General features: G+C 71.8%; 21 protein-coding genes. 11 read left to right on the top strand and 10 right to left on the bottom strand.

Annotated features, from left to right (window positions below):
* Positions 1-169: 169 nt before the first annotated feature.
* Positions 170-376, top strand: a complete 207-nt coding sequence (locus tag ACWD5F_RS15560) for a hypothetical protein (protein ID WP_401716211.1) — start codon at positions 170-172, stop codon at positions 374-376.
* Positions 377-477: 101 nt separating this feature from the next.
* Here the strand turns inward: ACWD5F_RS15560 and ACWD5F_RS15565 are convergent, their stop codons facing one another.
* A complete protein-coding gene (locus ACWD5F_RS15565) occupies positions 478-2046 on the bottom strand; it encodes a FadD3 family acyl-CoA ligase (RefSeq protein WP_451254592.1) in 1569 nt (522 codons plus the stop codon).
* A 118-nt stretch (positions 2047-2164) separates the two neighbouring features.
* Here ACWD5F_RS15565 and ACWD5F_RS15570 point away from each other — a divergent pair, with 118 nt between their 5' ends.
* The 3 genes from ACWD5F_RS15570 (at position 2165) to ACWD5F_RS15580 (ending at position 4590) form a co-directional block, all read left to right on the top strand.
* Positions 2165-3316 carry a lipid-transfer protein gene (locus ACWD5F_RS15570; RefSeq protein WP_451254594.1) on the top strand — a complete coding sequence of 384 codons (1152 nt, stop codon included), beginning with the start codon at positions 2165-2167 and terminating at the stop codon, positions 3314-3316.
* A gap of 3 nt (positions 3317-3319) precedes the next feature.
* On the top strand, positions 3320-3736 hold the full coding sequence (locus tag ACWD5F_RS15575) for a Zn-ribbon domain-containing OB-fold protein (RefSeq protein ID WP_451254596.1): 417 nt from the start codon (positions 3320-3322) through the stop codon (positions 3734-3736).
* Positions 3737-3816: 80 nt separating this feature from the next.
* Entirely contained in the window at positions 3817-4590 is a 774-nt protein-coding gene (locus ACWD5F_RS15580) for an enoyl-CoA hydratase/isomerase family protein (RefSeq protein ID WP_451255103.1), read from the top strand.
* Positions 4591-4638: 48 nt separating this feature from the next.
* On the opposite strand, the gene ACWD5F_RS15585 is transcribed toward ACWD5F_RS15580, so the two are convergent.
* On the bottom strand, positions 4639-6987 hold the full coding sequence (locus ACWD5F_RS15585; RefSeq protein WP_451254598.1) for an outer membrane protein assembly factor BamB family protein: 2349 nt from the start codon (positions 6985-6987) through the stop codon (positions 4639-4641).
* A 233-nt stretch (positions 6988-7220) separates the two neighbouring features.
* The gene (locus ACWD5F_RS15590) at positions 7221-7952 is read right to left on the bottom strand and encodes a VOC family protein (RefSeq protein ID WP_451254600.1); all 732 of its coding nucleotides are present in this window, start codon (positions 7950-7952) and stop codon (positions 7221-7223) included.
* Between the two features lie 134 nt (positions 7953-8086).
* Here ACWD5F_RS15590 and ACWD5F_RS15595 point away from each other — a divergent pair, with 134 nt between their 5' ends.
* Positions 8087-8722, top strand: a complete 636-nt coding sequence (locus tag ACWD5F_RS15595; protein ID WP_401716983.1) for a TetR family transcriptional regulator — start codon at positions 8087-8089, stop codon at positions 8720-8722.
* 84 nt (positions 8723-8806) lie between these two features.
* Here the strand turns inward: ACWD5F_RS15595 and ACWD5F_RS15600 are convergent, their stop codons facing one another.
* Complete coding sequence (locus ACWD5F_RS15600) at positions 8807-9286, bottom strand: nitroreductase/quinone reductase family protein (RefSeq protein WP_451254602.1); 480 nt, start codon at positions 9284-9286, stop codon at positions 8807-8809.
* Positions 9283-10470: an acyl-CoA dehydrogenase family protein gene (locus tag ACWD5F_RS15605; RefSeq protein ID WP_451254604.1), complete on the bottom strand. Its 1188-nt coding sequence runs from the start codon at positions 10468-10470 to the stop codon at positions 9283-9285. Before ACWD5F_RS15605 ends, ACWD5F_RS15600 begins: the two co-directional genes overlap by 4 nt.
* A gap of 77 nt (positions 10471-10547) precedes the next feature.
* On the opposite strand from ACWD5F_RS15605, the gene ACWD5F_RS15610 reads away from it, so the two are divergent.
* Positions 10548-11765, top strand: coding sequence for a thiolase C-terminal domain-containing protein (locus ACWD5F_RS15610; protein WP_451254606.1), 1218 nt, complete (start codon positions 10548-10550; stop codon positions 11763-11765).
* Between the two features lie 59 nt (positions 11766-11824).
* Here ACWD5F_RS15610 and ACWD5F_RS15615 read toward each other — a convergent pair whose 3' ends face one another.
* Entirely contained in the window at positions 11825-13222 is a 1398-nt protein-coding gene (locus ACWD5F_RS15615) for a hypothetical protein (protein WP_451254608.1), read from the bottom strand.
* Positions 13223-13259: 37 nt separating this feature from the next.
* On the opposite strand from ACWD5F_RS15615, the gene ACWD5F_RS15620 reads away from it, so the two are divergent.
* The 3 genes from ACWD5F_RS15620 (at position 13260) to ACWD5F_RS15630 (ending at position 14873) form a co-directional block, all read left to right on the top strand.
* Entirely contained in the window at positions 13260-13613 is a 354-nt protein-coding gene (locus ACWD5F_RS15620; RefSeq protein ID WP_451254610.1) for a VOC family protein, read from the top strand.
* A 119-nt stretch (positions 13614-13732) separates the two neighbouring features.
* Positions 13733-14158, top strand: a complete 426-nt coding sequence (locus ACWD5F_RS15625; RefSeq protein WP_451254612.1) for a pyridoxamine 5'-phosphate oxidase family protein — start codon at positions 13733-13735, stop codon at positions 14156-14158.
* Between the two features lie 43 nt (positions 14159-14201).
* Complete coding sequence (locus tag ACWD5F_RS15630; protein ID WP_451254614.1) at positions 14202-14873, top strand: pyridoxine/pyridoxamine 5'-phosphate oxidase; 672 nt, start codon at positions 14202-14204, stop codon at positions 14871-14873.
* A 58-nt stretch (positions 14874-14931) separates the two neighbouring features.
* On the opposite strand, the gene ACWD5F_RS15635 is transcribed toward ACWD5F_RS15630, so the two are convergent.
* Genes ACWD5F_RS15635 through ACWD5F_RS15645 form a run of 3 tightly spaced genes read right to left on the bottom strand, consistent with a single transcriptional unit; the run spans position 14932 to position 16441 of the window.
* Entirely contained in the window at positions 14932-15558 is a 627-nt protein-coding gene (locus ACWD5F_RS15635) for a GNAT family N-acetyltransferase (protein WP_451254616.1), read from the bottom strand.
* An 8-nt stretch (positions 15559-15566) separates the two neighbouring features.
* A complete protein-coding gene (locus ACWD5F_RS15640) occupies positions 15567-15989 on the bottom strand; it encodes a Zn-ribbon domain-containing OB-fold protein (protein WP_451254618.1) in 423 nt (140 codons plus the stop codon).
* Entirely contained in the window at positions 15986-16441 is a 456-nt protein-coding gene (locus ACWD5F_RS15645; protein ID WP_451254620.1) for a DoxX family protein, read from the bottom strand. The genes ACWD5F_RS15640 and ACWD5F_RS15645 overlap by 4 nt, the downstream gene beginning before the upstream one ends.
* Positions 16442-16683: 242 nt before the next feature.
* On the opposite strand from ACWD5F_RS15645, the gene ACWD5F_RS15650 reads away from it, so the two are divergent.
* Positions 16684-18288, top strand: a complete 1605-nt coding sequence (locus ACWD5F_RS15650) for a subtype B tannase (protein WP_451255105.1) — start codon at positions 16684-16686, stop codon at positions 18286-18288.
* Between the two features lie 10 nt (positions 18289-18298).
* On the opposite strand, the gene ACWD5F_RS15655 is transcribed toward ACWD5F_RS15650, so the two are convergent.
* Complete coding sequence (locus ACWD5F_RS15655) at positions 18299-18745, bottom strand: anthrone oxygenase family protein (RefSeq protein WP_451254622.1); 447 nt, start codon at positions 18743-18745, stop codon at positions 18299-18301.
* Positions 18746-18857: 112 nt separating this feature from the next.
* Between ACWD5F_RS15655 and ACWD5F_RS15660 the strand changes: the two genes are divergently transcribed.
* Complete coding sequence (locus ACWD5F_RS15660; RefSeq protein ID WP_451254624.1) at positions 18858-19436, top strand: TetR/AcrR family transcriptional regulator; 579 nt, start codon at positions 18858-18860, stop codon at positions 19434-19436.
* Positions 19437-19442: the final 6 nt, after the last annotated feature.

Below are 19442 nucleotides of genomic sequence, written 5' to 3' on the forward strand. Positions count from 1 at the left end.
CGCGCGCCAGTCTTGCCTCAGTCGATCCGTCGCGTCGGGGGGCAGACGGATCTCGATGAGGGCGCCCCATTAGGGTGAACGGCCCGCGACGGCCCGTCCGACAGCCCCCGGGGGAGCAGTCGGACGGGCCGCTCAGATTTCGTGCACCGTCTCGCAGGAGTTGATGATCATGACCCAGCCCGAGCAGAACGACGACGTCGTCAAGCCACTCGACAACCACGCCTCCCTGGTGGAGGAGAACCTCATCACGGCCGCGAAGGACAAGGCGCCGCAGGCCACGACCCAGACCCCGGGTCAGGTGACCACGCTGGACAACCACGCCTCCGGCGAGGAAGCCCGTCTCCTGGACAACCACGCCTCGGACGAGACCGTCTGACCCAGTACGCGCGACGTCCCGACGGGGGACCCGGCCGCGGCGGCACCGAGGGGGAGCCGTCGCGGCCGAGGCATGTCCGGGCACCCGGCCGAAGGGCCCGGCTAGCGCGCCCGCAGCTCCCTCTTGAGCACCTTCCCGCTGGCGTTCCGCGGCAGTCCGGCGACGAACTCCACCGACCGCGGCACCTTGTAGTTCGCCATCTCCCGCCGCGCCCAGGCGATCAGGTCCTCGCCCGTGGTGACCGCGCCCGCGCGCCGCACCACGTACGCCTTGCCGACCTCGCCGAGCCGCGCGTCCGGGACGCCGATCACCGCCACGTCGGCCACATCCGCGTGCAGGCCGAGGAGTTGCTCTATCTCCGCCGGGTACGCGTTGAAGCCGCCGACGATGAACATGTCCTTGATCCGGTCGGTGATACGGAGGTTGCCGGCCTCGTCGAGGATGCCGACATCGCCCGTGCGCAGCCAGCCGTCCGGCGTCACCGCCTCGGCGGTCGCCGCCTCGTCCTCGTAGTAGCCGCGCATGACGTTGAAGCCGCGGACCAGGATCTCGCCGGGTTTGCCGGGGGCCGCGTCCACCTTCACCTCCGTGCCGGGGATCGCGCGGCCCGAGGTCGAGGCGATCACCTCGGGCGGGTCGCCGCGGCGGCACATCGTGACGATGCCGCTCGCCTCGGACAGTCCGTAGGCGGTGAGGACGGTGCCCACGCCCAGTTCGCCGCGCAGGCGTTCCACCAGGCGCAGGGGGACCACGGCCGCGCCGGTCACCACCAGGCGCAGGGCCGACAGGTCGTGGGAGTCGCGGGCCGGGTGGTCCAGCAGGGACTGGTGGAGGGTGGGCGGGCCCGGCAGGACCGACACCCGTTCCGCCGCGATGTTCGCCAGCACCGTGTCGATGTCGAAGACCGGCTGCGGGATCATCGTCGCGCCGCGCATGAGGCACGCGATCACCCCCGCCTTGTAGCCGAAGGTGTGGAAGAACGGGTTCACGATCAGGTAGCGGTCGCCGTGCCGCAGGCCCGCCAGCTCGCTCCAGATCTCGTAGCCTCGCAGCGTCTGCGCGTGCGTGATCACCGCGCCCTTGGGGCGGCCCGTGGTGCCGGACGTGAAGACGATGTCCGACGGCGTCGAGCCGTCCAACGCCGCGGCGCGGGCGGCGACTTCGGCCTCCGGCACCTTGTCCCCGCTCGCCAGGAAGTCCTTCCAGGATCGGAAGTCGGCCGGTGCGTCGTCGGAGAGCACCACCACCTGCTCGAGCGCGGGCAGCCCCGGCAGCGGCCCGTCCCCCGCGCCCTCCCCCGCCGCCCGCCGCAGCGCCGCCACGTACGAGGTCCCCAGGAACGTGCCGGTCACGAACAGCAGCCGGGTCCCGCTGCGGCGCAGCACGTCCGTCGCCTCCGTGCCCTTGAAGCGGGTGTTGAGCGGCACCAGCACCCCGCCGGCCGAGACCGCGCCCAGCGCCGCGACCATCCAGTCCAGGGAGTTGGGCGCCCAGATGCCGACCCGGTCCCCCGGCATCACGCCGTTCGCGACACAGGCCGCCGCCGCCCGCTCCACCCGCGCGCCCAGCTCGGCGTACGAGACGCGGGTCCGCCCGTCCACCACCGCCTCGGTGTCCGCGTACCGCTCCGCCGCCGCACGGACCAGCTCCGGGATGCTGCGCCACTCCACAATCGGCCTCCCCGCACCTGAACTTCCAACGTCCGACGCATTAGCTGACTACCCGTCAGATTAGCTGTAGCCTGACGGGCTGTCAGCAGGCCTCACAAGGTGCGGAGGTGCGTGCAGCGTGACCATCAAGGACGCCACGGCGATCGTCGGCATCGGCCAGACCCCGTTCGCGAAACACCTCGAGGACGACGAACGGACCCTGGCCTGCCGGGCCGTGCTCGCCGCGCTCGACGACGCCGGCATCGCCCCCGGCGAGGTGGACGCGCTCGCCTCGTACACGATGGAGGAGACCGACGAGGTCGAACTGGCCAAGGCCGTCGGCTTCGGCGACCTCACCTTCTTCAGCAAGGTCGGCTTCGGCGGCGGCGGTTCCTGCGCCACGGTCGCGCATCTCGCCGCCGCGATCGCCACCGGCCAGGCCACGGTCGGCGTCGCCTGGCGGTCCCGCAAACGCGGCAGCGGACCGCGCCCGTGGTCCAACACCACCCGCCAACTCCCCACCCCCGGCCAGTGGACCCGCCCCTTCGGCCTGCTCCGCCCCGCCGACGAGATAGCCATGCTCACCCGCCGCTACCTGCACGAGTACGGCGCCACCCGCGACCACCTCTTCAACGTCGCCCTCGCCTGCCGCAACCGCGCCAACCAGAACCCGGCCGCGATCATGTACGAGCGCCCCCTGACCCGCGATATGTACATGACCTCCCGCTGGATCAGCGAGCCTCTCTGCCTCTTCGACAACTGCCTCGAGACGGACGGCGCGTTGGCCTGCGTGGTCGTCAGCGCCGACCGGGCACGGGACTGCCGCCGGCGGCCCGTCCACATCCACTCCGCCGCCCAGGGCCTGCCCGCCCAGCACCACGGCATGGTCAACTACTGGAACGACGACCCGCTCACCGGGCCCGCCTGGAGCGCCGCCCGACACCTGTGGAAACACGCCGACTTCACGCCCCAGGACGTCGATGTGGCCCAGATCTACGACGCGTTCAGCGCCCTGGTCCCGCTCTCCCTCGAGGGCTACGGCTTCTGCGGGCGCGGCGAGGGCGGCGCGTTCACCGAGCAGGGCGCCCTGGAGATCGGCGGCCGGCTGCCGATCAACACCGGCGGCGGCGGACTCAGCGAGGCCTACGTGCACGGCTTCAACCTCATCAACGAGGGCGTCAAACAGCTCCGCGGCACCAGCACCGCCCAGGTCCCGGGCGCCGCGACCTGTCTCGTCACCGCCGGCGAGGGCGTCCCGACCTCCGCGCTGCTGCTCACCAACAGGAGCTGACCCATGCTGACTCCGGTCACCGACGCCGACGGCGCCCCCTTCTGGCAGTACGCGTCCCAGGGCGAACTCCGCGTCCAGACCTGCGCCGAGTGCGCCGAACCCCGCTTCCCGCCCCGCCCCTGCTGCCCGCACTGCCAGTCCTTCGCGAGCGAGTGGCACCGGGTCTCGGGCCACGGCCGCATCTGGTCCTACGTCGTCCCCCACCCCCCGCTCCTGCCGGACTACGCCGAGCAGGCCCCGTACAACGTGATCGTCGTCGAACTCGCCGAGCATCCAAGGATCCGCCTGGTCGGCAACCTGGTCGCGGAGGCAGGGGCACGCCTTGACTCGGTACCGCCGGAGCGGATCCGGATCGGGGCGCGGGTGCAGGTCGTCTTCGACGATTCCGGGTTGCCGCAGTGGGTTCTGGAGCGGGCATGAAGGCGGGCCGCGAGACCCCGGACATCCGAGCGACGGCGGAGTCGTCCGCCCGGGCGGCCGCCGCGCGCCCTGGAGGTGCCATGAACACCGTCCTGCTCGACACCGACAAGGACACCGGGGTCGCCGTCGTCACCCTCGACCGGCCCGAGCGGCTCAACGCCATCGACCTGACCATGCGGGACGAACTCCAGCAGGTCTGGCGGGAGTTGCGGTTCGACGACTCGGTGCGGGCCGTCGTGCTCACCGGCAGCGGGGAGCGTGCCTTCTGCACCGGGCTCGACCGGGACGCGGACGTCCCGCAGCCGAACTCCCCCTACATGGCGGACGATCCGCTGCTGCGCGTCGGCCCCAAGGCCAACGACCTGTGGAAGCCGGTCGTCGCCGCCGTGCGGGGCATGGCCTGCGGGGGCGCGTTCTATCTGCTCGGGGAGTCGGAGTTCCTGGTCGCCGAGCCGAGCGCGAGCTTCTTCGATCCGCACACCACGTACGGCATGGTCAGCGCGTACGAGTCGGTGCTGATGGCGCAGCGGATGCCGTACGGGGAGGTCGCCCGGATGATGCTGATGGGAACCGCCGAGCGGATCGGGGCGCGGCGGGCGTACGATATCGGTCTGGTCTCCGAACTCACCGAGCCCGGTGGGGCGTTGGCGGCGGCGACGGCGTGCGCGGCCGTGCTCGCCGGGTATCCGCCCGAGGGCGTCCAGGGGACCGTGCGGGCACTGTGGGCCGCGCGGGAGAGTGCGGTGACCGCCGGGTTCGCGCAGGCACCGCACCTGGTCTCGCTCGGGAACCTGCCGGGCGAACGCCAGGCGGAGCTGTTCGCGCAGCGGAACAGGGAGTTCCGTATCCGCTGACGCCCACCATGGATCCGCCGACCCTCGCCATGGATCCGCCGACGCCCGCTAGGACGTCCGCGCCGTCCCCGTCCCCTTCTCCGCGTCCAGCGCGTACACGCAGCGGTCCTTGCTGCACGCGTACACCACGCCGTCCTTGACCACCGGGGAGCCGGTGATCTCGCCGCCGGTGGCGAGCTTCCAGCGCAGCCGGCCGTCGTCGGCCTTGAGCGTGTAGAGGAGGTGGTCGGTGGAGCCGAAGTGGATCCGGCCCTCGGCGACCGCCGGGGCGCCCACGATGTCGCCGCCCGCCTGGAACCGCCATTTGGGTGTCCCGGTGACCGCGTCCAGGGTGTAGAGGCCCTTGCCGCTGCCCACGTGGACATGGCCCGCGGCCACCAGCACCGGCTCGATGGAGGCCCGGGACTCGGTGGCGATGCGCCAGCGGTCGCGGCCGTCGGTGGCGTCGAGGGCGTAGACCGTGCCGAGGTAGTCGGCGAGGTAGACGCCACCGCCGGTGACCGCCGGTCCGGGCGCGAAGGTGGGCGCGCACAGGAAGGCCGCGGGGGCCTCGAAGTGCCACCTCACCCGGCCGGTCGCCACGTCGATGGCCAGCACGCGGGTGCCGGCGCTGGCGTACACATAGCCGTCGGGCGCGTACGTCAGCCGGACCGGGACCCCGCCGCAGGAGGCCGCGTCGCCGATCGGGTAGGACCAGCGCTCCTCGCCCGTGCGGGCGTCCAGGGCGCGCAGCCGGGCGTCCTGCCAGACGAACACCGTGCCCTCGTGGACGGCGGGCCCGGCCTCCGGGGACTCGAAGTCGCTCTGACAGCCGGTGAGCTCCCAGAGTTTCTGGCCGTTGGAGGCCTCCCATGCCTGGACGCCACCGCCGCGGGTGCCGGTGACGACCGTGCCCCGGTCGGCCTTGAGGGAGTACACCCAGGCGTCGAGGGACAGCCGCCACAGATCGCCGCCCTCGCGGGCGTCCAGGGCGTACAGCGTGGGCCCGTCGGAGGCGTGGATGCGGCCGTCCGCGACCGCCATCGACCAGGCCACGTCCCGCGTCTTGAAGCTGCGCCGGCCGGTGGCCACGTCCAGGGCGTGCACCTCGAAGGAGGTGACGTAGACGAGCGCGTCGGAGACGGAGGGGGTGCCCCAGACGTCGTTCGACATACGGAACCGCCAGGGCCGCCAGCCGCTCGCGGTCTCCGGCGGAACGGGCGGCAGGGCGGGTACGCCCAGACCGGGGTCGGCGCCGTTGACGCCGGGGCGGGCCTTGGCCCAGGAGGCGGCCAGAGCGGTCTCGGGGCGCGGGGCCTGTACGGCGGCGGCGCGCACGTCGGAGACGCGGGGCCCGGGGCCGATGGGCACCTGGCCGCCGGCCAGCCGGACCGGGCCGGTGTCCGGGGCGCCGACGGGGGCCGGGATCACCGGGTCGTGCGGGGGCGGGGGCGGGGGCGGCAGGGCGCCGCGTCCGCCGCTGCGGCCGCCGGGACCGCCGGGGCCCGGCTTGGCCGGCGGGCGTCCGTTGCGGCGGGCCTCGATCAGGCTGACGGCCCGCTCGGGCAGCCATGCGGAGGCGGTGCCGCTGTCGTCGGAGCCGGAGCCGAAGAGGTGCGGGGCGAGCTGGGACTGGAGGTCGGCGGGGTTGGGCCGGCCGGTGGCCTCCATCTGCATGCAGGACTCGATCAGCGGACGCAGCTCGTCCGGCATGCCCTCCAGGTCCGGGCCCTCGCGCAGCAGCATGAAGACCGTCTCGACCGGGTTGGCCCCGTGGAAGGGCGGATGCCCGGTGGCGGCGAAGACCAGCATCGAGCCGAGCGAGAAGACGTCACTCGCGCCGGTGACGCTGCGGGAGTCCTTCGCCTGCTCGGGAGACATGTAGGCGGGCGTGCCCACCGCCACGTTCGTCATCGTCAAACGCGTGTTCGACACACCGGAGGCGATACCGAAGTCGATCACCCGGGGGCCGTCCTCGACGACGAGGACGTTGGAGGGTTTCAGGTCCCGGTGCACGAGCCCGGCGCCGTGGATGGACTGCAGCGCCTCCGCGACCCCGGCCGCCAGCCAGCGCACCGCCTGGGCCGGCATGGGCCCGCACTCGTTCACTATCTCTTCGAGGGAGGGCGCGGGAACGTACGCGGTTGCCAGCCACGGCACGGCCGCGCGGGGATCGGCGTCGACCACGGCCGCCGTGTAGAAGCCGGAGACCGCCCGGGCCGCCTCCACCTCACGCGTGAAGCGGACCCGGAAGAGCTGGTCCTCGGCGAGCTCCGTACGGACCGTCTTGATCGCCACGCGCCGGCCGGACGCCGAGCGCGCGAGATAGACCAGCCCCATGCCGCCCGCACCCAGCCGTCCCAGCACCTCGAACGGACCGATCCGCCGCGGATCGTGCTGCGTCAGCTGATCCACCACTTGCCTGCCACCTCCCCGTACGGGCCGCGCCACCCACATATGTACGCGACCCCGTGCAGCGTCTCACCACCGCACCGCCCTGGCGGCACGCACCCTGATTCTTCCTGTCCGGGCCACAGGTTGCGAACCCGGGAACATATCGGGATGTCTCGCGCAAAACGGCATGATCCATCACCGATCCACCCCGGATGCCACCCCGATTCCGTCCCGATACCGCCCCGATCGACCCCCGACTACCCCTGAAGCCGCTCCAGGACCGCGAACGACGCCCCTTGATTGTCCGTGACGACCGCCACTTTTCCGTACGACGTCTCGAATGGCGGAGCCTGCACCCGCCCGCCGAGCCGCTGGACGACCCCGACCACGGCCGCGCAGTCCTCGACGGCGAAGTGGACCAGGAAATGCGGGGGCATCTCGGCCGGGAAGACGTCGGAGACGGCCGCGCGGCCGAAGTCGGGCTCGGCGTCGGGACCGAACAGGGCGTCGTGGAAGAGACCGCCGTAGAAGTCGTTCGCGGCCTCGGTGTCCCGGGTGTACAGCTCGACCCAGGCGAAGGTGCCCGGCTCGTGCCGCCGGCCGAAGCCGGGGTGCCCGGACGGCTCCCAGAGCCCGAAGACGGCCCCTTCCGGGTCCGTCACCAGCGCCGTCGTGCCCAGCTCGGCGACCGGGAGGGGCGCGGTGACGACCTGGCCGCCGGCCGCCCAGACCCGGTCCGCCAGGGCCTCCGCGTCCGGGGTGGCGAAGTACACCGTCCATACGGTGGGCATCCGCCCGTCCGTCTTGTGCGCGAGCGCGGCGACGGGCTCCCCGTCCTGGCGGGCCCACACGGATCCCCCGTACGCCTCCTCGAAGGTCCACCCGAAGAGCCCACCGTAGAACCGCTTGCCCGCCTCGACGTCGGGAAGCTGCGCGTCCATCCAGCAGGGGACGCCCTCTCCGTACGCGGATGCCCTGTTTTCGGCCATACCGCCAAGCTAACGGCGACTCACGCACCCCGCAGACCAGGCACACCCGCCTCTGAGCACCCGTGCACCCCATTTGCAGTCGGCCGAATCGCGCTCCGATCACCCCTCGGTAAGCTGACGGCATGACAGGACAAGTGCGTACCGTCGACGGCCGCGTGGCCGGCCGGCGTGGGCAGGCGACCCGGCAGAAGCTGCTCGACTGCCTGAGCGAGATGCTCAGCTCTTCCCCCTACCGGGACGTCAAAGTCATCGATGTCGCCCGGAAGGCGGGCACTTCGCCCGCCACCTTCTACCAGTACTTCCCGGACGTCGAAGGCGCCGTCCTGGAGATCGCCGAGCAAATGGCCACGGAGGGCGGCCAGTTGACGGCGCTGCTCGACGGCCGGTCGTGGGTCGGCAAGGCCGGATGGGCCACCTCGCAGGAACTCGTGGACGGCTTCCTGGAGTTCTGGCGCCGCAACGACGCGATCCTCAGGGTCGTCGACCTCGGTGCCGCCGAGGGCGACAAACGGTTCTACAAGATCCGGATGAAGATCCTTAACTCCGTGAACAACTCCCTCTCGGACGCGGTCGCCGAGTTGCAGTCCAAGGGCAAGGTCGACAAGGACGTGAACCCGGCGGCGGTCGCCGGTTCACTGGTCGCGATGCTCGCGGCCGTCGCCTCGCACCAGAAGGGCTTCCAGACCTGGGGTGTCAAGCAGGCCGAACTCAAGCCGAACCTGGCGCTGTTGGTGCACCTCGGCGTGACCGGAAAGAAGCCGACCAAGTAGTACTCGACCTCCAGTACTCCGGCTCAAGTCCTGTCTGACAGGCGGTGGTCCACCCCGGTGGACCACCGCCTGCCGTGTCATTCCCTACGCTCCTGAATTCCCTACGATCCTGAAGACCCGGATCTCGCGCTCGACGCGTTCCTGATACGTCGCGTACGGCGGCCAGAACAGGAGCAGCTGCTTCCAGACCTCCGCCCGTTCCTCCCCCTCCAGCAAGCGGGCCGTGACCGGGATGTCCGTGCCCCGCCAGTTGATCTCGGCATCGGGGTGGGCGAGGAGGTTGGCGGTCCAGGCGGGATGGCCCGTACGGCCGAAGTTGGAGCCGATGAGGATCCAGGTGCGGCCCTTCTCCTCCGGCATGCAGGCCAGCGGCGTACGCCGGACCTGCCCGCTCCTCGCGCCGGTCGCGGTGAGGATCACCCCCGGCAGCATCTGGGCGCTGAGCAGCACCCTCCCCCGCGTCAGCCGGTGCACGGCACGGTCGAGCGCGGGGATCACATGCGGGGCGACCTTCGCGAACCCCCGCGTCGACGAGACCTTCTGCACCACCCGGACGCCGATCACATCGCCACCTCCCGTCCCTCGAAGAGCCGTGCCGCGTCCGCCGCGTGCGCCCGCAGCCGGTGCGCGGGGCCGAACAGCAGCTCGTCGCCGCAGGCCCGCTTGAAGTACAGATGCGCTTCGTGCTCCCAGGTGAACCCGATGCCGCCGTGCAGCTGGATCCCCTCGGCGGCCGAGTCCCGCAGCGCCTCCAGGGCCTGCGCGAGCGCCACCCCGCCCACCCGCTCCCCGTGGACGGTCGCCCAGGCCGCGTAGTAGGCGGCCGAACGGGCCGCCTGGACCTGCACATACACATCCGCCAGCCGATGCTTGACGGCCTGGAAGGACCCGATCGCCCGCCCGAACTGCTCCCGCTGCTTCACGTACTCGACGGTCCGCTCCAACGCCCGGTCGGCCGCCCCCACCGCCTCACAGGCGAGCGCGGCGGCGGCCCGGTCACCGACGGAGGAGAGCGCGGCGAGAACACCGTGCCCGTCCTCCTCCCCCAGCAACTCGGCTTCCACATCCCTCAGTTGGACGCGGGCCTGCGGCCGGGTGGCGTCCAGGGTGGTCTGCCGCGCCCGCACCAGCCCCTCCGCCTCCCCCGCGACCAGGAAGAACAGCGTCCGGGACCGGGCGAACCCCCCGGCATGCGCGGCGACCACCAACAACCGCGCACTGTGCCCGTCCAGCACCTGGTCGGCCTGCCCGTACAACCTCCACCCCTCCCCCACCCGCCGCGCCTGCACCCCGCCGGCCCGTCCGCCGCCGGCCCACTCGCCGCCGTTGTCGCCGGTCAGGGCGAGGGCGGCGGCCAGGGCGGTGCCGGGGACGGCGAGGGCGGCGGTGAGGTCGCCGGCCGCGAGGCGGGGCAGCAGCTCCGCGCGCTGGGCGTCGGTGCCGAGGGCGAGGACGAGGGGCGCGGCGAGCACGGCGGTCGCCAGCAGCGGCGAGGGGGCAAGGGCCCGGCCCGTCTCCTCGCAGGCCAGGGCGAGTTCGGTGGCCGAGCAGCCGACACCGCCATACGCCTCGGGCAGGGCGAGCCCGGGCAGGCCGAGTTGCCGGGCCAGAGCCGTCCACAGGGCGGGGTCGTGCCCGCGGGGCAGGTCGACGGCGGCCCGCAACTCCTCGTACCCACAACGCTTGTCGAGGAGTTCGCGCAGGGTACGGCGGATCTCGTCCTGTTCGGCGGTGAAGCTCGCGTCCATGGCACTTCCCTCCGGATCTGACGGTCCGTCATATTAGGAGTCCGGGAACGATATGCACAGAGGAAGGCGGGCCCCTCATGACACCGGTCGGCACATCGGTCGGCACCTCAGCCGCGACACCGGCCGGGACACGGGGAGGGCGGAAGGTCGCCGTGGTCGGCGTGGCCCTGTCCGACTGCGGCCGGGTCGACGAGGCGACCCCGTACGCGCTGCACGCCCAGGCGGCCCGGCGCGCGCTCGCGGACGCGGGCCTGGAGCGCCGGCACGTCGACGGCTTCGGCTCGGCGGGCCTGGGCACGCTCCCGCCGGTCGAGGTGGCCGAGTACCTGGGCCTGCGCCCCACCTGGGTCGACTCGACGGCGGTCGGCGGCTCCACCTGGGAGGTCATGGCGGCCCACGCGACGGACGCGATCGCCGCGGGCCACGCGAACGCCGTCCTGCTGGTCTACGGCTCCACGGCCCGCGCGGACATCAAGGCGGGCCGCCGCACCGGCAACCTCTCCTTCGGCGCGCGCGGCCCGCTCCAGTTCGAAGTCCCCTACGGCCACACGCTGATCGCCAAGTACGCGATGGCGGCCCGCCGCCACATGATCGAATTCGGTACGACGATCGAGCAGTTGGCGGAGGTCGCGGTCCAGGCCCGGGCCAACGCGGCGCTCAACCCCGAGGCGATGTTCCGCGACCCGATCACCGTGGACGACGTCCTCGCCGGCCCGATGATCGCCGACCCCTTCACCAAGCTGCACTGCTGCATCCGCTCCGACGGCGGCGCGGCGGTGCTGCTGGCGGCCGAGGAGTACGTACGGGACTGCCGTACCGCGCCCGTGTGGGTGCTCGGCACCGGGGAGCACGTCTCGCACTCCGCGATGTCCGAGTGGCCCGACTTCACGGTGTCCCCGGCGGCGGTGAGCGGCCGCCTGGCCTTCGAGCGGGCCGGGGTCGGGCCGGCCGAGATGGACTTCGCCCAGCTCTACGACGCCTTCACCTACATGACCCTGGTGACGCTGGAGGACCTCGGCTTCTGCGCGAAGGGCGAGGGCGGGGCGTTCGTGGAGAAGGGGCGGCTGCGGGTCGAGGGCGGCGAGCTGCCGGTGAACACGGACGGGGGTGGGCTGTCGGCCCAACACCCGGGAATGCGGGGGCTGTTCCTGCTGGTGGAGGCGGTACGGCAGCTGCGCGGCGAGGCGGGGGCGCGGCAGGTGCGGGGACGGGACGGGGAGGTGGCACGGCTGGGGGTGGCGAGCGGGACCGGGGGGTGGTTCTGCTCGGCGGGGACGGTGGTGCTGGGGCGGTGAGGGGGTCGGGAGCGGTGGTGCCGGGCGGGTGAGAGGGCTCAAGCAGGGCGGGCGTCAGGTCAGTTGAGGACCGGGACGGCGGCCCGGTCGTCGGTCGGGTCCGGGTCCTGGCGGCCGAGGTGATCCAACTGGTCCGGCGGATCGAAGAGGTTGGGCTTGTTGTCCACTATGCGTACGCTGCCGGCCGTATCCGGTTCGCCGAGCCGCAGGGTGAACTCGAAGGTGCGGTCCGAACCGGGGGCCAGTGCGCCGATCAGGCAGGTGTAGGCGCCGTCCTCGTCCTCGCAGTAGGGCTCGTAGGCGTCCTCGTCGATCTCCTCCATGGGCTGCTTCCGCACCTCGGCGCCCGGGGGCGGGGTGAAGACCAGGTCGGCCGCATTGCCGGGGTCGCCGGGGCCGTCGTTGCGGACGGTCAGCCGCAGGAGCCGCTCGGTGCCGGGGGCGCCGTGCAGGGCACTGGCGGAGACGGCGTAGTCGGCGCGGACGGCGAGGCCGACGGAGGTGCGCAACTCGCCCTGGGAGAAGGCACGGACGCCCTCGGCGGGGCCGAACTCGGGCGTGAGGGTCGACCCGTCGCCGTGGTCACCGCTGCTCAGCCAGTCACCGCCCTCACCCGGGCCGACGTCGAGGGGCCAGGCGGCCTGCGTGACGACGTCGTACATCTCGGTCTCGGCGGCGCGCATCGTGAACCCCGGTCGGGTCCCGGGGCGGAGGACGACGGTCTCGCCGGGTGCGACCCGCAGGTCCGGGAAGGTGCAGACGGCGGTGTGGTGGGCGGTGCCGGGGTAACGGCAGTTGGCGTACCGCTCGGTGAACTCCATCTGCCCCGAGCCGAGTCGGATGCCGAGCCCCTCGACCGTACGCTCCCCACTGTTGCGCACGACGAACGGCGTGGTCACCACCGCGCCCGGCCGTACCTCCCGCACGGGTCCGGTCCGCCCGATCTCGACGACCGGCTCCCCGACGACGACCTTGGTGCGCGCGGTGAGTTTCCTGCCGTCCGCCTTCGTGAACGTGAAGCGGACGTACCCCACGTCACCGACGTGACTGCCCTGCGCGGCGACGGCGAAGACGCGGGTGTCGGCGACATGGTTGAGGGAGCCGCCGGTGATCTGGCAGGTGACGTGGGTGCGAGCGGGGGTGCTTGTGCAGTCGGGCCCGTGCTTGCGCAGGCGTACGACGTCCTCGGAGCCCGGCTCCACGTCGGCGGTCATCCGGTGCCGGCCCCTGGGCTCCACCGACCCGCCCTTCGCCTCCACCGACAGCGCCCGCGGGTCCGCGGCACCGGCCGAATCGCCGTGGGGCCGCAGGTAGTAGACGTCGGGCGCGTCCAGCGTCCGCGCGTCGCCACTGCCGAACGGGGTGCCCGTGCTCCACCAGTTGAGGCCGACCAGCAGGAGCAGGAGCGCCAGGACGCCACCGCCCCAGCCATAGATCGTTTTCGCGGGGGCGGTCATCGGTGCAGCGTACGCGGGGCCCGTCTAAGCTCACCGGATGACCTTGGAATGGGAACAGGTAATCGTCCACTCGCTGGATCCGGCTGCCCTGGGCCAGTGGTGGGCCGACGCTCTCGGCTGGGTCGTCGTCCACTCCTCCGACGACGAGTTCGAGATCCGCCCGGCGCCGGATCGGGTGCCGGGGCTGGACTTCGTACGGGTCGACGAGCACAAGAAGGCCAAGAGCCGGCTGCATCTCGACTTCCGGCCCGACGACCAGGACGCCGAGGTGGCCCGCCTGGAGGCGCACGGGGCCAAGCGCGTGGACATCGGCCAGGGCGAGCAGTCGTGGGTGGTCCTGGCGGACCCCGAGGGCAACGAGTTCTGCGTGCTGGGCGGGCGGCGCCAGTAGGACGACACGGAAGGGGACACGGCGGAGGGAACACAGCCCTGCTCGGCCCTCGTTGTATGGATGTACATGGACGTACACGGATGTAGTTCGACGCCGCCGAGCCGCTGGAGGAAACCCGCATGGCCCTCAACCGCGAAGAGCGCGAACAGTTCCTGGCCGAGCCGCACGTCGCCGCGCTGGCGGTGGACGCCGGAGCGGGGCGGGCGCCGCTCACGGTGCCGATCTGGTACCAGTACGAGCCCGACGGCACGGTCTGGATCATGACGGCGCTCAACTCCCGCAAGAACGAACTGATCCAGGCGGCGGGGCGCTTCTCCCTGATGATCGACCGGCTCGAGCCCACGATCCGGTACGTGTCGGTGGAGGGCCCGGTGATCGCGACCGAGCCCTCCACGACCGACCATCTGCGGGAGATCAGCGCGCGCTATCTGCCCGCCGAGAAGGTCGACGGCTACGTCGAGTTCGCCGAGAAGAACCACGGCGATCAGGTGCTGGTCCGGATGCGGCCGGAGCGGTGGCTGTCGTCGGACCTGGGCTCGCTCTGACCAGGAAACGGTCCGGCGTGGTGATCCGCGGGACAATCCCCGCATGGGAACGGAAACGGATCTTCACGAGCTGCTGAGGTCACTGCGGGTGTGGGACCCGAAGGTCACCTCACTGCCGCCCTTCGACCCGACGACGGCTCCGGCGACCCCGCTCGCCCTCTTCACGACGTGGTTCGCGGAGGCGGTCGCGGCGGGCCAGCCGGAGCCGCACACCATGTCCCTGGCCACCGCGGACGCCGCCGGCGACCCGGACGTGCGGATCGTCATGCTGCACGGCGCGGACGAGGACGGCTGGTCCTTCGCGACCCACGCGACCAGCCGCAAGGGCACCCACCTGGCCACCCGCCCGCACGCCGCGCTCGCCTTCTACTGGCCCGTGCTGGGCCGCCAGGTCCGCGTCCGCGGCCCGGTGACCGCGGCCCCGTCCCAGGAGGGCCGAGCCGACCTCCACGCCCGCTCCACCGGCGCCCTGGCAGCCGCCCTGACCGGCCGGCAGAGCGAAGTCCTGGGCTCACTGGAGGAGTTGGCGAGCGCGTCGCAGGCCGCCTGGGACCGGGCCCAGCGCGAGCCGGACGCCCCGGTGTCGACCTGGACGCTGTACCGACTGCGGCCGGACGCGGTGGAGTTCTTCCAGGGGGACGAGCGGCGGCGGCATGTGCGGGTGAACTACCGGCGTGCGGGCGGGACTTGGGAGCGGGAGCTCCTCTGGCCGTAGGGAGCGCAGGGGCCGTGGCGGCCGTGGAGACCGTGGAGCGGCCCGCACCTGCGGACTACTACGGCCCCTCCGGATCCGTGGCCAGCCGTCCGTGCAGGTGGCTGTCGCGGAAGGCGTCGTGCCGGCCCGCCTCGAACATCGAGCCGCGCAGGGTGCCCTCGTAGCGGAAGCCGCACCGTTCGGCGATGTGGCAGGAGGCGTCGTGGCCGAGGGCGTGACCCAGGTCGAGGCGGTGCAGGCCGAGGTCGGTGAAGGCCCAGTGGGCGACGAGGCGCAGCGCGCGGGTGGCGACGCCCTGGCCGCGGGCCTCGGGCAGGACCCAGTAGCCGATGTGGGCGTTGCTGAAGATGTGGCTGATGCCGTTGGCGCTGATGTGCCCCAGCGTCGTACCGCTCGACTCGTCGGTGATGCAGTACGACGCCGTCGTGCCCTCCGCCTGCTGCCGGACCCGGTCGCGCAGCAGCCCGCGGGCGCCGTCCAGGTCGCTGATCAGCGTGAGCGGAGTGTTCCAGCGCTGGAACTCCGGGTCCGCGACCCCGCGCAGCCAGGCCTCGGCGTCGGCGTCCGAGTCCGCGTCCCACGAGCGCAGGCGGAGGCCTTGGCCCCGCAGGTCGGGGAAGGGGGCGGCGGAGGGGGACGGGGAATCGGCGGGGTCGGTCACGTGGTGGGCGTCTGCGTGGGCCATCCGGCCATTCAAGTCGTTGGGGCCGTGCCGTGCGGCCTGAATTTCGGGACGCCGTCCGGGAAGGTCGCCGCCAGTTCCATCCCGGCCCGCAGCTCCCCCTCCCCGCACCCCACGATCTCCGTCATCATCCGCGGTCCCTCCGCCAGGTCGACCACGGCGGCGATGTACGGGGTGCGGGTGGCGAAGGGCGGGAGGTCGTTGCGGTGGACGGTCGACCAGGTGTACAAGGTCGCCCGGCCGGTCGCCGGCTCCCAGGTCACGTCCTCGCTCCAGCAGTGCGGGCAGAACTCGCGGGGGTAGTGGTGGGCGCGGGTGCAGCTCGCGCAGCGGCGGATCAGGAGGCGGCCCTGCGCCGCCGCCTCCCAGTAGGCGCTGGTGAAGGCGTCCGGTTCGGGGACGTCGAAACCGCGCGGGGACCCGGTCGTCGTCATCCGCCGAACCAGCCCAGCGCGCTGTCCACCGACCAGGTCTGCCAGGCCATCCCGAACAGGGCGACCAGGGAGATCAGCGCCATCATCGCGTTCTGCCCCTGCTCGGCCCAGTCGTGGATCATGAGCGTGAAGTAGAGGACGTTGAGGAGCAGTCCGCCGATCAGGGCGACGGGGGTCAGGAAGCCGGCCACCAGGCCGAGGCCCAGGGCCAGTTCGGCGTAGACGACGACGTACGCCATCGTGCGGGGGCGTGGGCGGACAACGACGTCGAAGCCCGAACGGACCGCGTTCCAGCGGTGTTTGGCCGCCACGCCCGCCGCCCACTCGATGCCGGTCCCGCGTTCGAACCAGCCCTTCTTGTCCTTGTGCCGCCAGCTCTCCAGCCACCACAGGCCGAGTCCTATCCGAAGGACCGCGAGCCATTCCGCCCCGCTGAGCCAGATCGTGTCCATGGCATCTGACGGTACGTCAGATATGTGCGGAAGCCGAGGGGGGCGTCGGAAAAACCTGTGAGTCCAGGAGAGGGCTGTGGGCTCCCCATGAAGGCACCGCAGATTGTTGACGATTTTGTTCGCGACCACTTACGTTCGCAAGCGCAAGGCCAGGAAGTCAGGCCAGGAAGTCAGGCCATGACGTCGGAGCGGCGAGAGGCAGCACGGTGAAGCACAGGGCAGTGAAGCGCAGGACAGTGGTCATGGGGCTCGGCGCCACCGCCGGTGTCGCGGCGGTCGGCGGCATCGCACTCAGCGCGAACGCGAGCGACGCGAAGTCCTCGGCGTCCGCGGCGTCCTCCTCCTCGGACGCGCTGGTCTTCGACCCGGACGGCTACACGAAGCTGACCAAGACCGTCACGGACACCGACGGTGACGAGCACACGGTCGTCTACCACTTCTGGAAGGCGATGACGTACGTCGCGAACCCGGTGGACGCCACCTACCAGTCGCTCATCGTCAGCGCCCCGGTCGAGATCGACGGCGAGACGGTCGACCCAGCGAACGCCCCGATTCTGCTCGCGAACTCCATCGGCGGCTATCTGCCCGCCTCCGTGGCGGACGCGACCGAGGTCGGCGGCGGGGGTTCGGCGATGGGCGGGGGCGGCGCGGCACCCAGCGGTGCGCCCAGCTCCTCGGCCTCCGCGAGCGCCTCGGCGCCCGGTGCCAACGGCAACACCAACGCCACCGGCGGCGCGACCGCCGGCAACCAACTCCTCGCCCTGGCCGCCGGTTACGTCGTCATCGAGCCCGGCGCCCGTGGTCGTACCCTCAAGAGCTCCAGCGGCGAGTACTACGGCACCGCCCCCGCCGCGATCGTCGACCTCAAGGCCGCGGTCCGGTATGTGAAGGCCAACAAGGGCCGTATCCCCGGCAATGTCGAGCGGATCGTCTCCGCCGGTACGAGCGCCGGTGGCGCCCTGTCCTCGCTGCTCGGCGCGTCCGGTGACAGCCCGATCTACGACAAGTACCTCAAGGAGATCGGCGCGGCCGACGCCTCCGACGCGATCTTCGCGACCGGCGCCTGGTGCCCGATCACCGACCTGGAGCACGCCGATGGCTCCTACGAGTGGAACTGGGGCGGCAACGACCTCAACACCGGCAAGCAGGTCGACCAGACGGTGTCGAAGGCACTGCGGGCTCAATTCGCCGAGTACCAGGCCTCGTTGAAGCTGCGTGGCCTCGGCGGCTTCGGGCCGCTGAACGCCCGCAACCTCGACGCGTACCTGGTCGAGCAGTACCTGGAGCCGTCGGCGACGACGTACCTCGCAGCGCTCTCGGACTCCGCCCGCGAGACCTATCTCGCCGCCAACACCTTCATCACCTGGTCCGGCGGCAAGGCCACCTTCACCTGGGCCGACTTCCTCACCCATGTCGGCGCCCGCAAGAAGGACGCCCCCGCCTTCGACGCCTTCGACCTGTCGGCCGGCGAGAACAACGAGTTCGGCGCGGGCACGACCCTGGCCCGGCACTTCACGGCGTACGGCGCGAAGAACGACTCGACGGGCCTGAGCGGCAAGCGGGTCGCGAGCGACATCCCCGAGCTGCTGCACCTCATGAACCCGATGTACCACCTGGTGGAGAAGGTCAACTCCAAGCGCTCCAAGCACTGGTGGATCCGCCTCGGCACCAAGGACTCGGACACCTCGCTGACGGTGTCGGCGAATCTGGCGGCCCGCCTGGACAACCTCGGCGACGACGTGAACCACCTCTACTACTGGGACGAGGGTCACGGCGCGAACACCGACCCGGGCGACTTCATCAAGTGGATCGCCCAGGTGACCGGGCATCGGGGTGCGCGGAAGTAGCACCGTCCGGTCAGGCGAGGGCGGCGGCCAGCAGGGCGAAGGCGCCGACGATGACGGCCACGCGGACGTAGTGGAAGCGGTCCCAGCGGTTCATCTGCTCCTTCCAGTCCGCGGGCCGGTTCTCGGGGGTCCAGGTCTTGCCCCGGTTGTTGATCGGGACGAGCAGCAGGACCGACATGACCACGCTGACGATCAGCAGCGCGCCGGCGGTGACGACGAGTCCGACGCCGTCGTGGTCGCGTCCCGCGACGGCCCAGACCGCGACGAGGACGAGCGAGCCGATGTACCAGAACGGCATGACGGCGCCGAGCATCCGGCCCCCGTGGGCGCGGCCGAGTTGGTTGCTGTCGTCTGGGAGGGCGTTGAGGATCCGGTTGATGACGAAGGCGACGGAGAACTCCACGCCCACCATCAGGCCGACGATCACGGTGGTGCCGATCTCAAGCGCGTTCAGCATGACTGCCCCTTCAGGAATCCAGTGTTGCCGGCTTCGAATCTAGCGTTGCTAGCCGATGGTGCAACGCTAGACCTACTGCCGCTTGATTGTCTAGCGATGCTAGGATCGAGTCATGTCGGTACAGGAACGCAAGGAGCGCGAACGGGCCGTCCGCGAGCGCCTCATCGTGGCGACGGCCCGCGAACTCGCCGAGCGGCAGGGCTGGGACGCGGTCACCACCCGCCGGCTCGCCGAGCGCATCGAGTACAGCCAGCCCGTCCTCTACAGCCACTTCCGAGGCAAACGCGAGATCATCGGCGCGGTCGCCCTGGAGGGCGCGTCCGAGATGGCCGCGGCGCTGCGGGCCGCGGCCTCCGCCGCCGACGGCCCGCGCGCCCGGGTCACCGCCCTCGCCCGCGCCTACCTCGACTTCGCCGAGCGCAATCCGGCGGTCTACGACGCGATGTTCCAGCTCGACGGCGGCCTGGCGTTCGCGGCCGAGGAAACCCCGGCGCCGTTGAAGGACGCCTTCGCCGCCCTGCTGGAGACGCTCGCCGAGGTCGCCGGGGAAGGCGTCCACCCGGGACTGTTCACCGAGCTGTTCTGGGCGGCCCTGCACGGACTGGCGACCCTGACCCGGGCGGGACGGCTGCCGCCGGGGGACGCGGAGCGGAGGGCGGAACTGCTGGTGGACCGGCTCGCTGTGATCTGACGCGTC

The sequence above is a fragment of the Streptomyces sp. NPDC002499 genome (assembly GCF_053595415.1).

Coding starts and splice junctions, on each gene's coding strand:
- ACWD5F_RS15655 (WP_451254622.1), bottom strand. CDS start 18,745: ATGCTGAACGCGCTTGAGATCGGCACCACCGTGATCGTCGGCCTGATG.
- ACWD5F_RS15615 (WP_451254608.1), bottom strand. CDS start 13,222: ATGACCGCCCCCGCGAAAACGATCTATGGCTGGGGCGGTGGCGTCCTG.
- ACWD5F_RS15640 (WP_451254618.1), bottom strand. CDS start 15,989: ATGACGACGACCGGGTCCCCGCGCGGTTTCGACGTCCCCGAACCGGAC.
- ACWD5F_RS15575 (WP_451254596.1), top strand. CDS start 3,320: ATGCTGACTCCGGTCACCGACGCCGACGGCGCCCCCTTCTGGCAGTAC.
- ACWD5F_RS15660 (WP_451254624.1), top strand. CDS start 18,858: ATGTCGGTACAGGAACGCAAGGAGCGCGAACGGGCCGTCCGCGAGCGC.
- ACWD5F_RS15610 (WP_451254606.1), top strand. CDS start 10,548: ATGACACCGGTCGGCACATCGGTCGGCACCTCAGCCGCGACACCGGCC.
- ACWD5F_RS15645 (WP_451254620.1), bottom strand. CDS start 16,441: ATGGACACGATCTGGCTCAGCGGGGCGGAATGGCTCGCGGTCCTTCGG.
- ACWD5F_RS15605 (WP_451254604.1), bottom strand. CDS start 10,470: ATGGACGCGAGCTTCACCGCCGAACAGGACGAGATCCGCCGTACCCTG.
- ACWD5F_RS15620 (WP_451254610.1), top strand. CDS start 13,260: ATGACCTTGGAATGGGAACAGGTAATCGTCCACTCGCTGGATCCGGCT.
- ACWD5F_RS15630 (WP_451254614.1), top strand. CDS start 14,202: ATGGGAACGGAAACGGATCTTCACGAGCTGCTGAGGTCACTGCGGGTG.
- ACWD5F_RS15560 (WP_401716211.1), top strand. CDS start 170: ATGACCCAGCCCGAGCAGAACGACGACGTCGTCAAGCCACTCGACAAC.
- ACWD5F_RS15590 (WP_451254600.1), bottom strand. CDS start 7,952: ATGGCCGAAAACAGGGCATCCGCGTACGGAGAGGGCGTCCCCTGCTGG.
- ACWD5F_RS15635 (WP_451254616.1), bottom strand. CDS start 15,558: ATGGCCCACGCAGACGCCCACCACGTGACCGACCCCGCCGATTCCCCG.
- ACWD5F_RS15650 (WP_451255105.1), top strand. CDS start 16,684: ATGGGGCTCGGCGCCACCGCCGGTGTCGCGGCGGTCGGCGGCATCGCA.
- ACWD5F_RS15580 (WP_451255103.1), top strand. CDS start 3,817: ATGAACACCGTCCTGCTCGACACCGACAAGGACACCGGGGTCGCCGTC.
- ACWD5F_RS15625 (WP_451254612.1), top strand. CDS start 13,733: ATGGCCCTCAACCGCGAAGAGCGCGAACAGTTCCTGGCCGAGCCGCAC.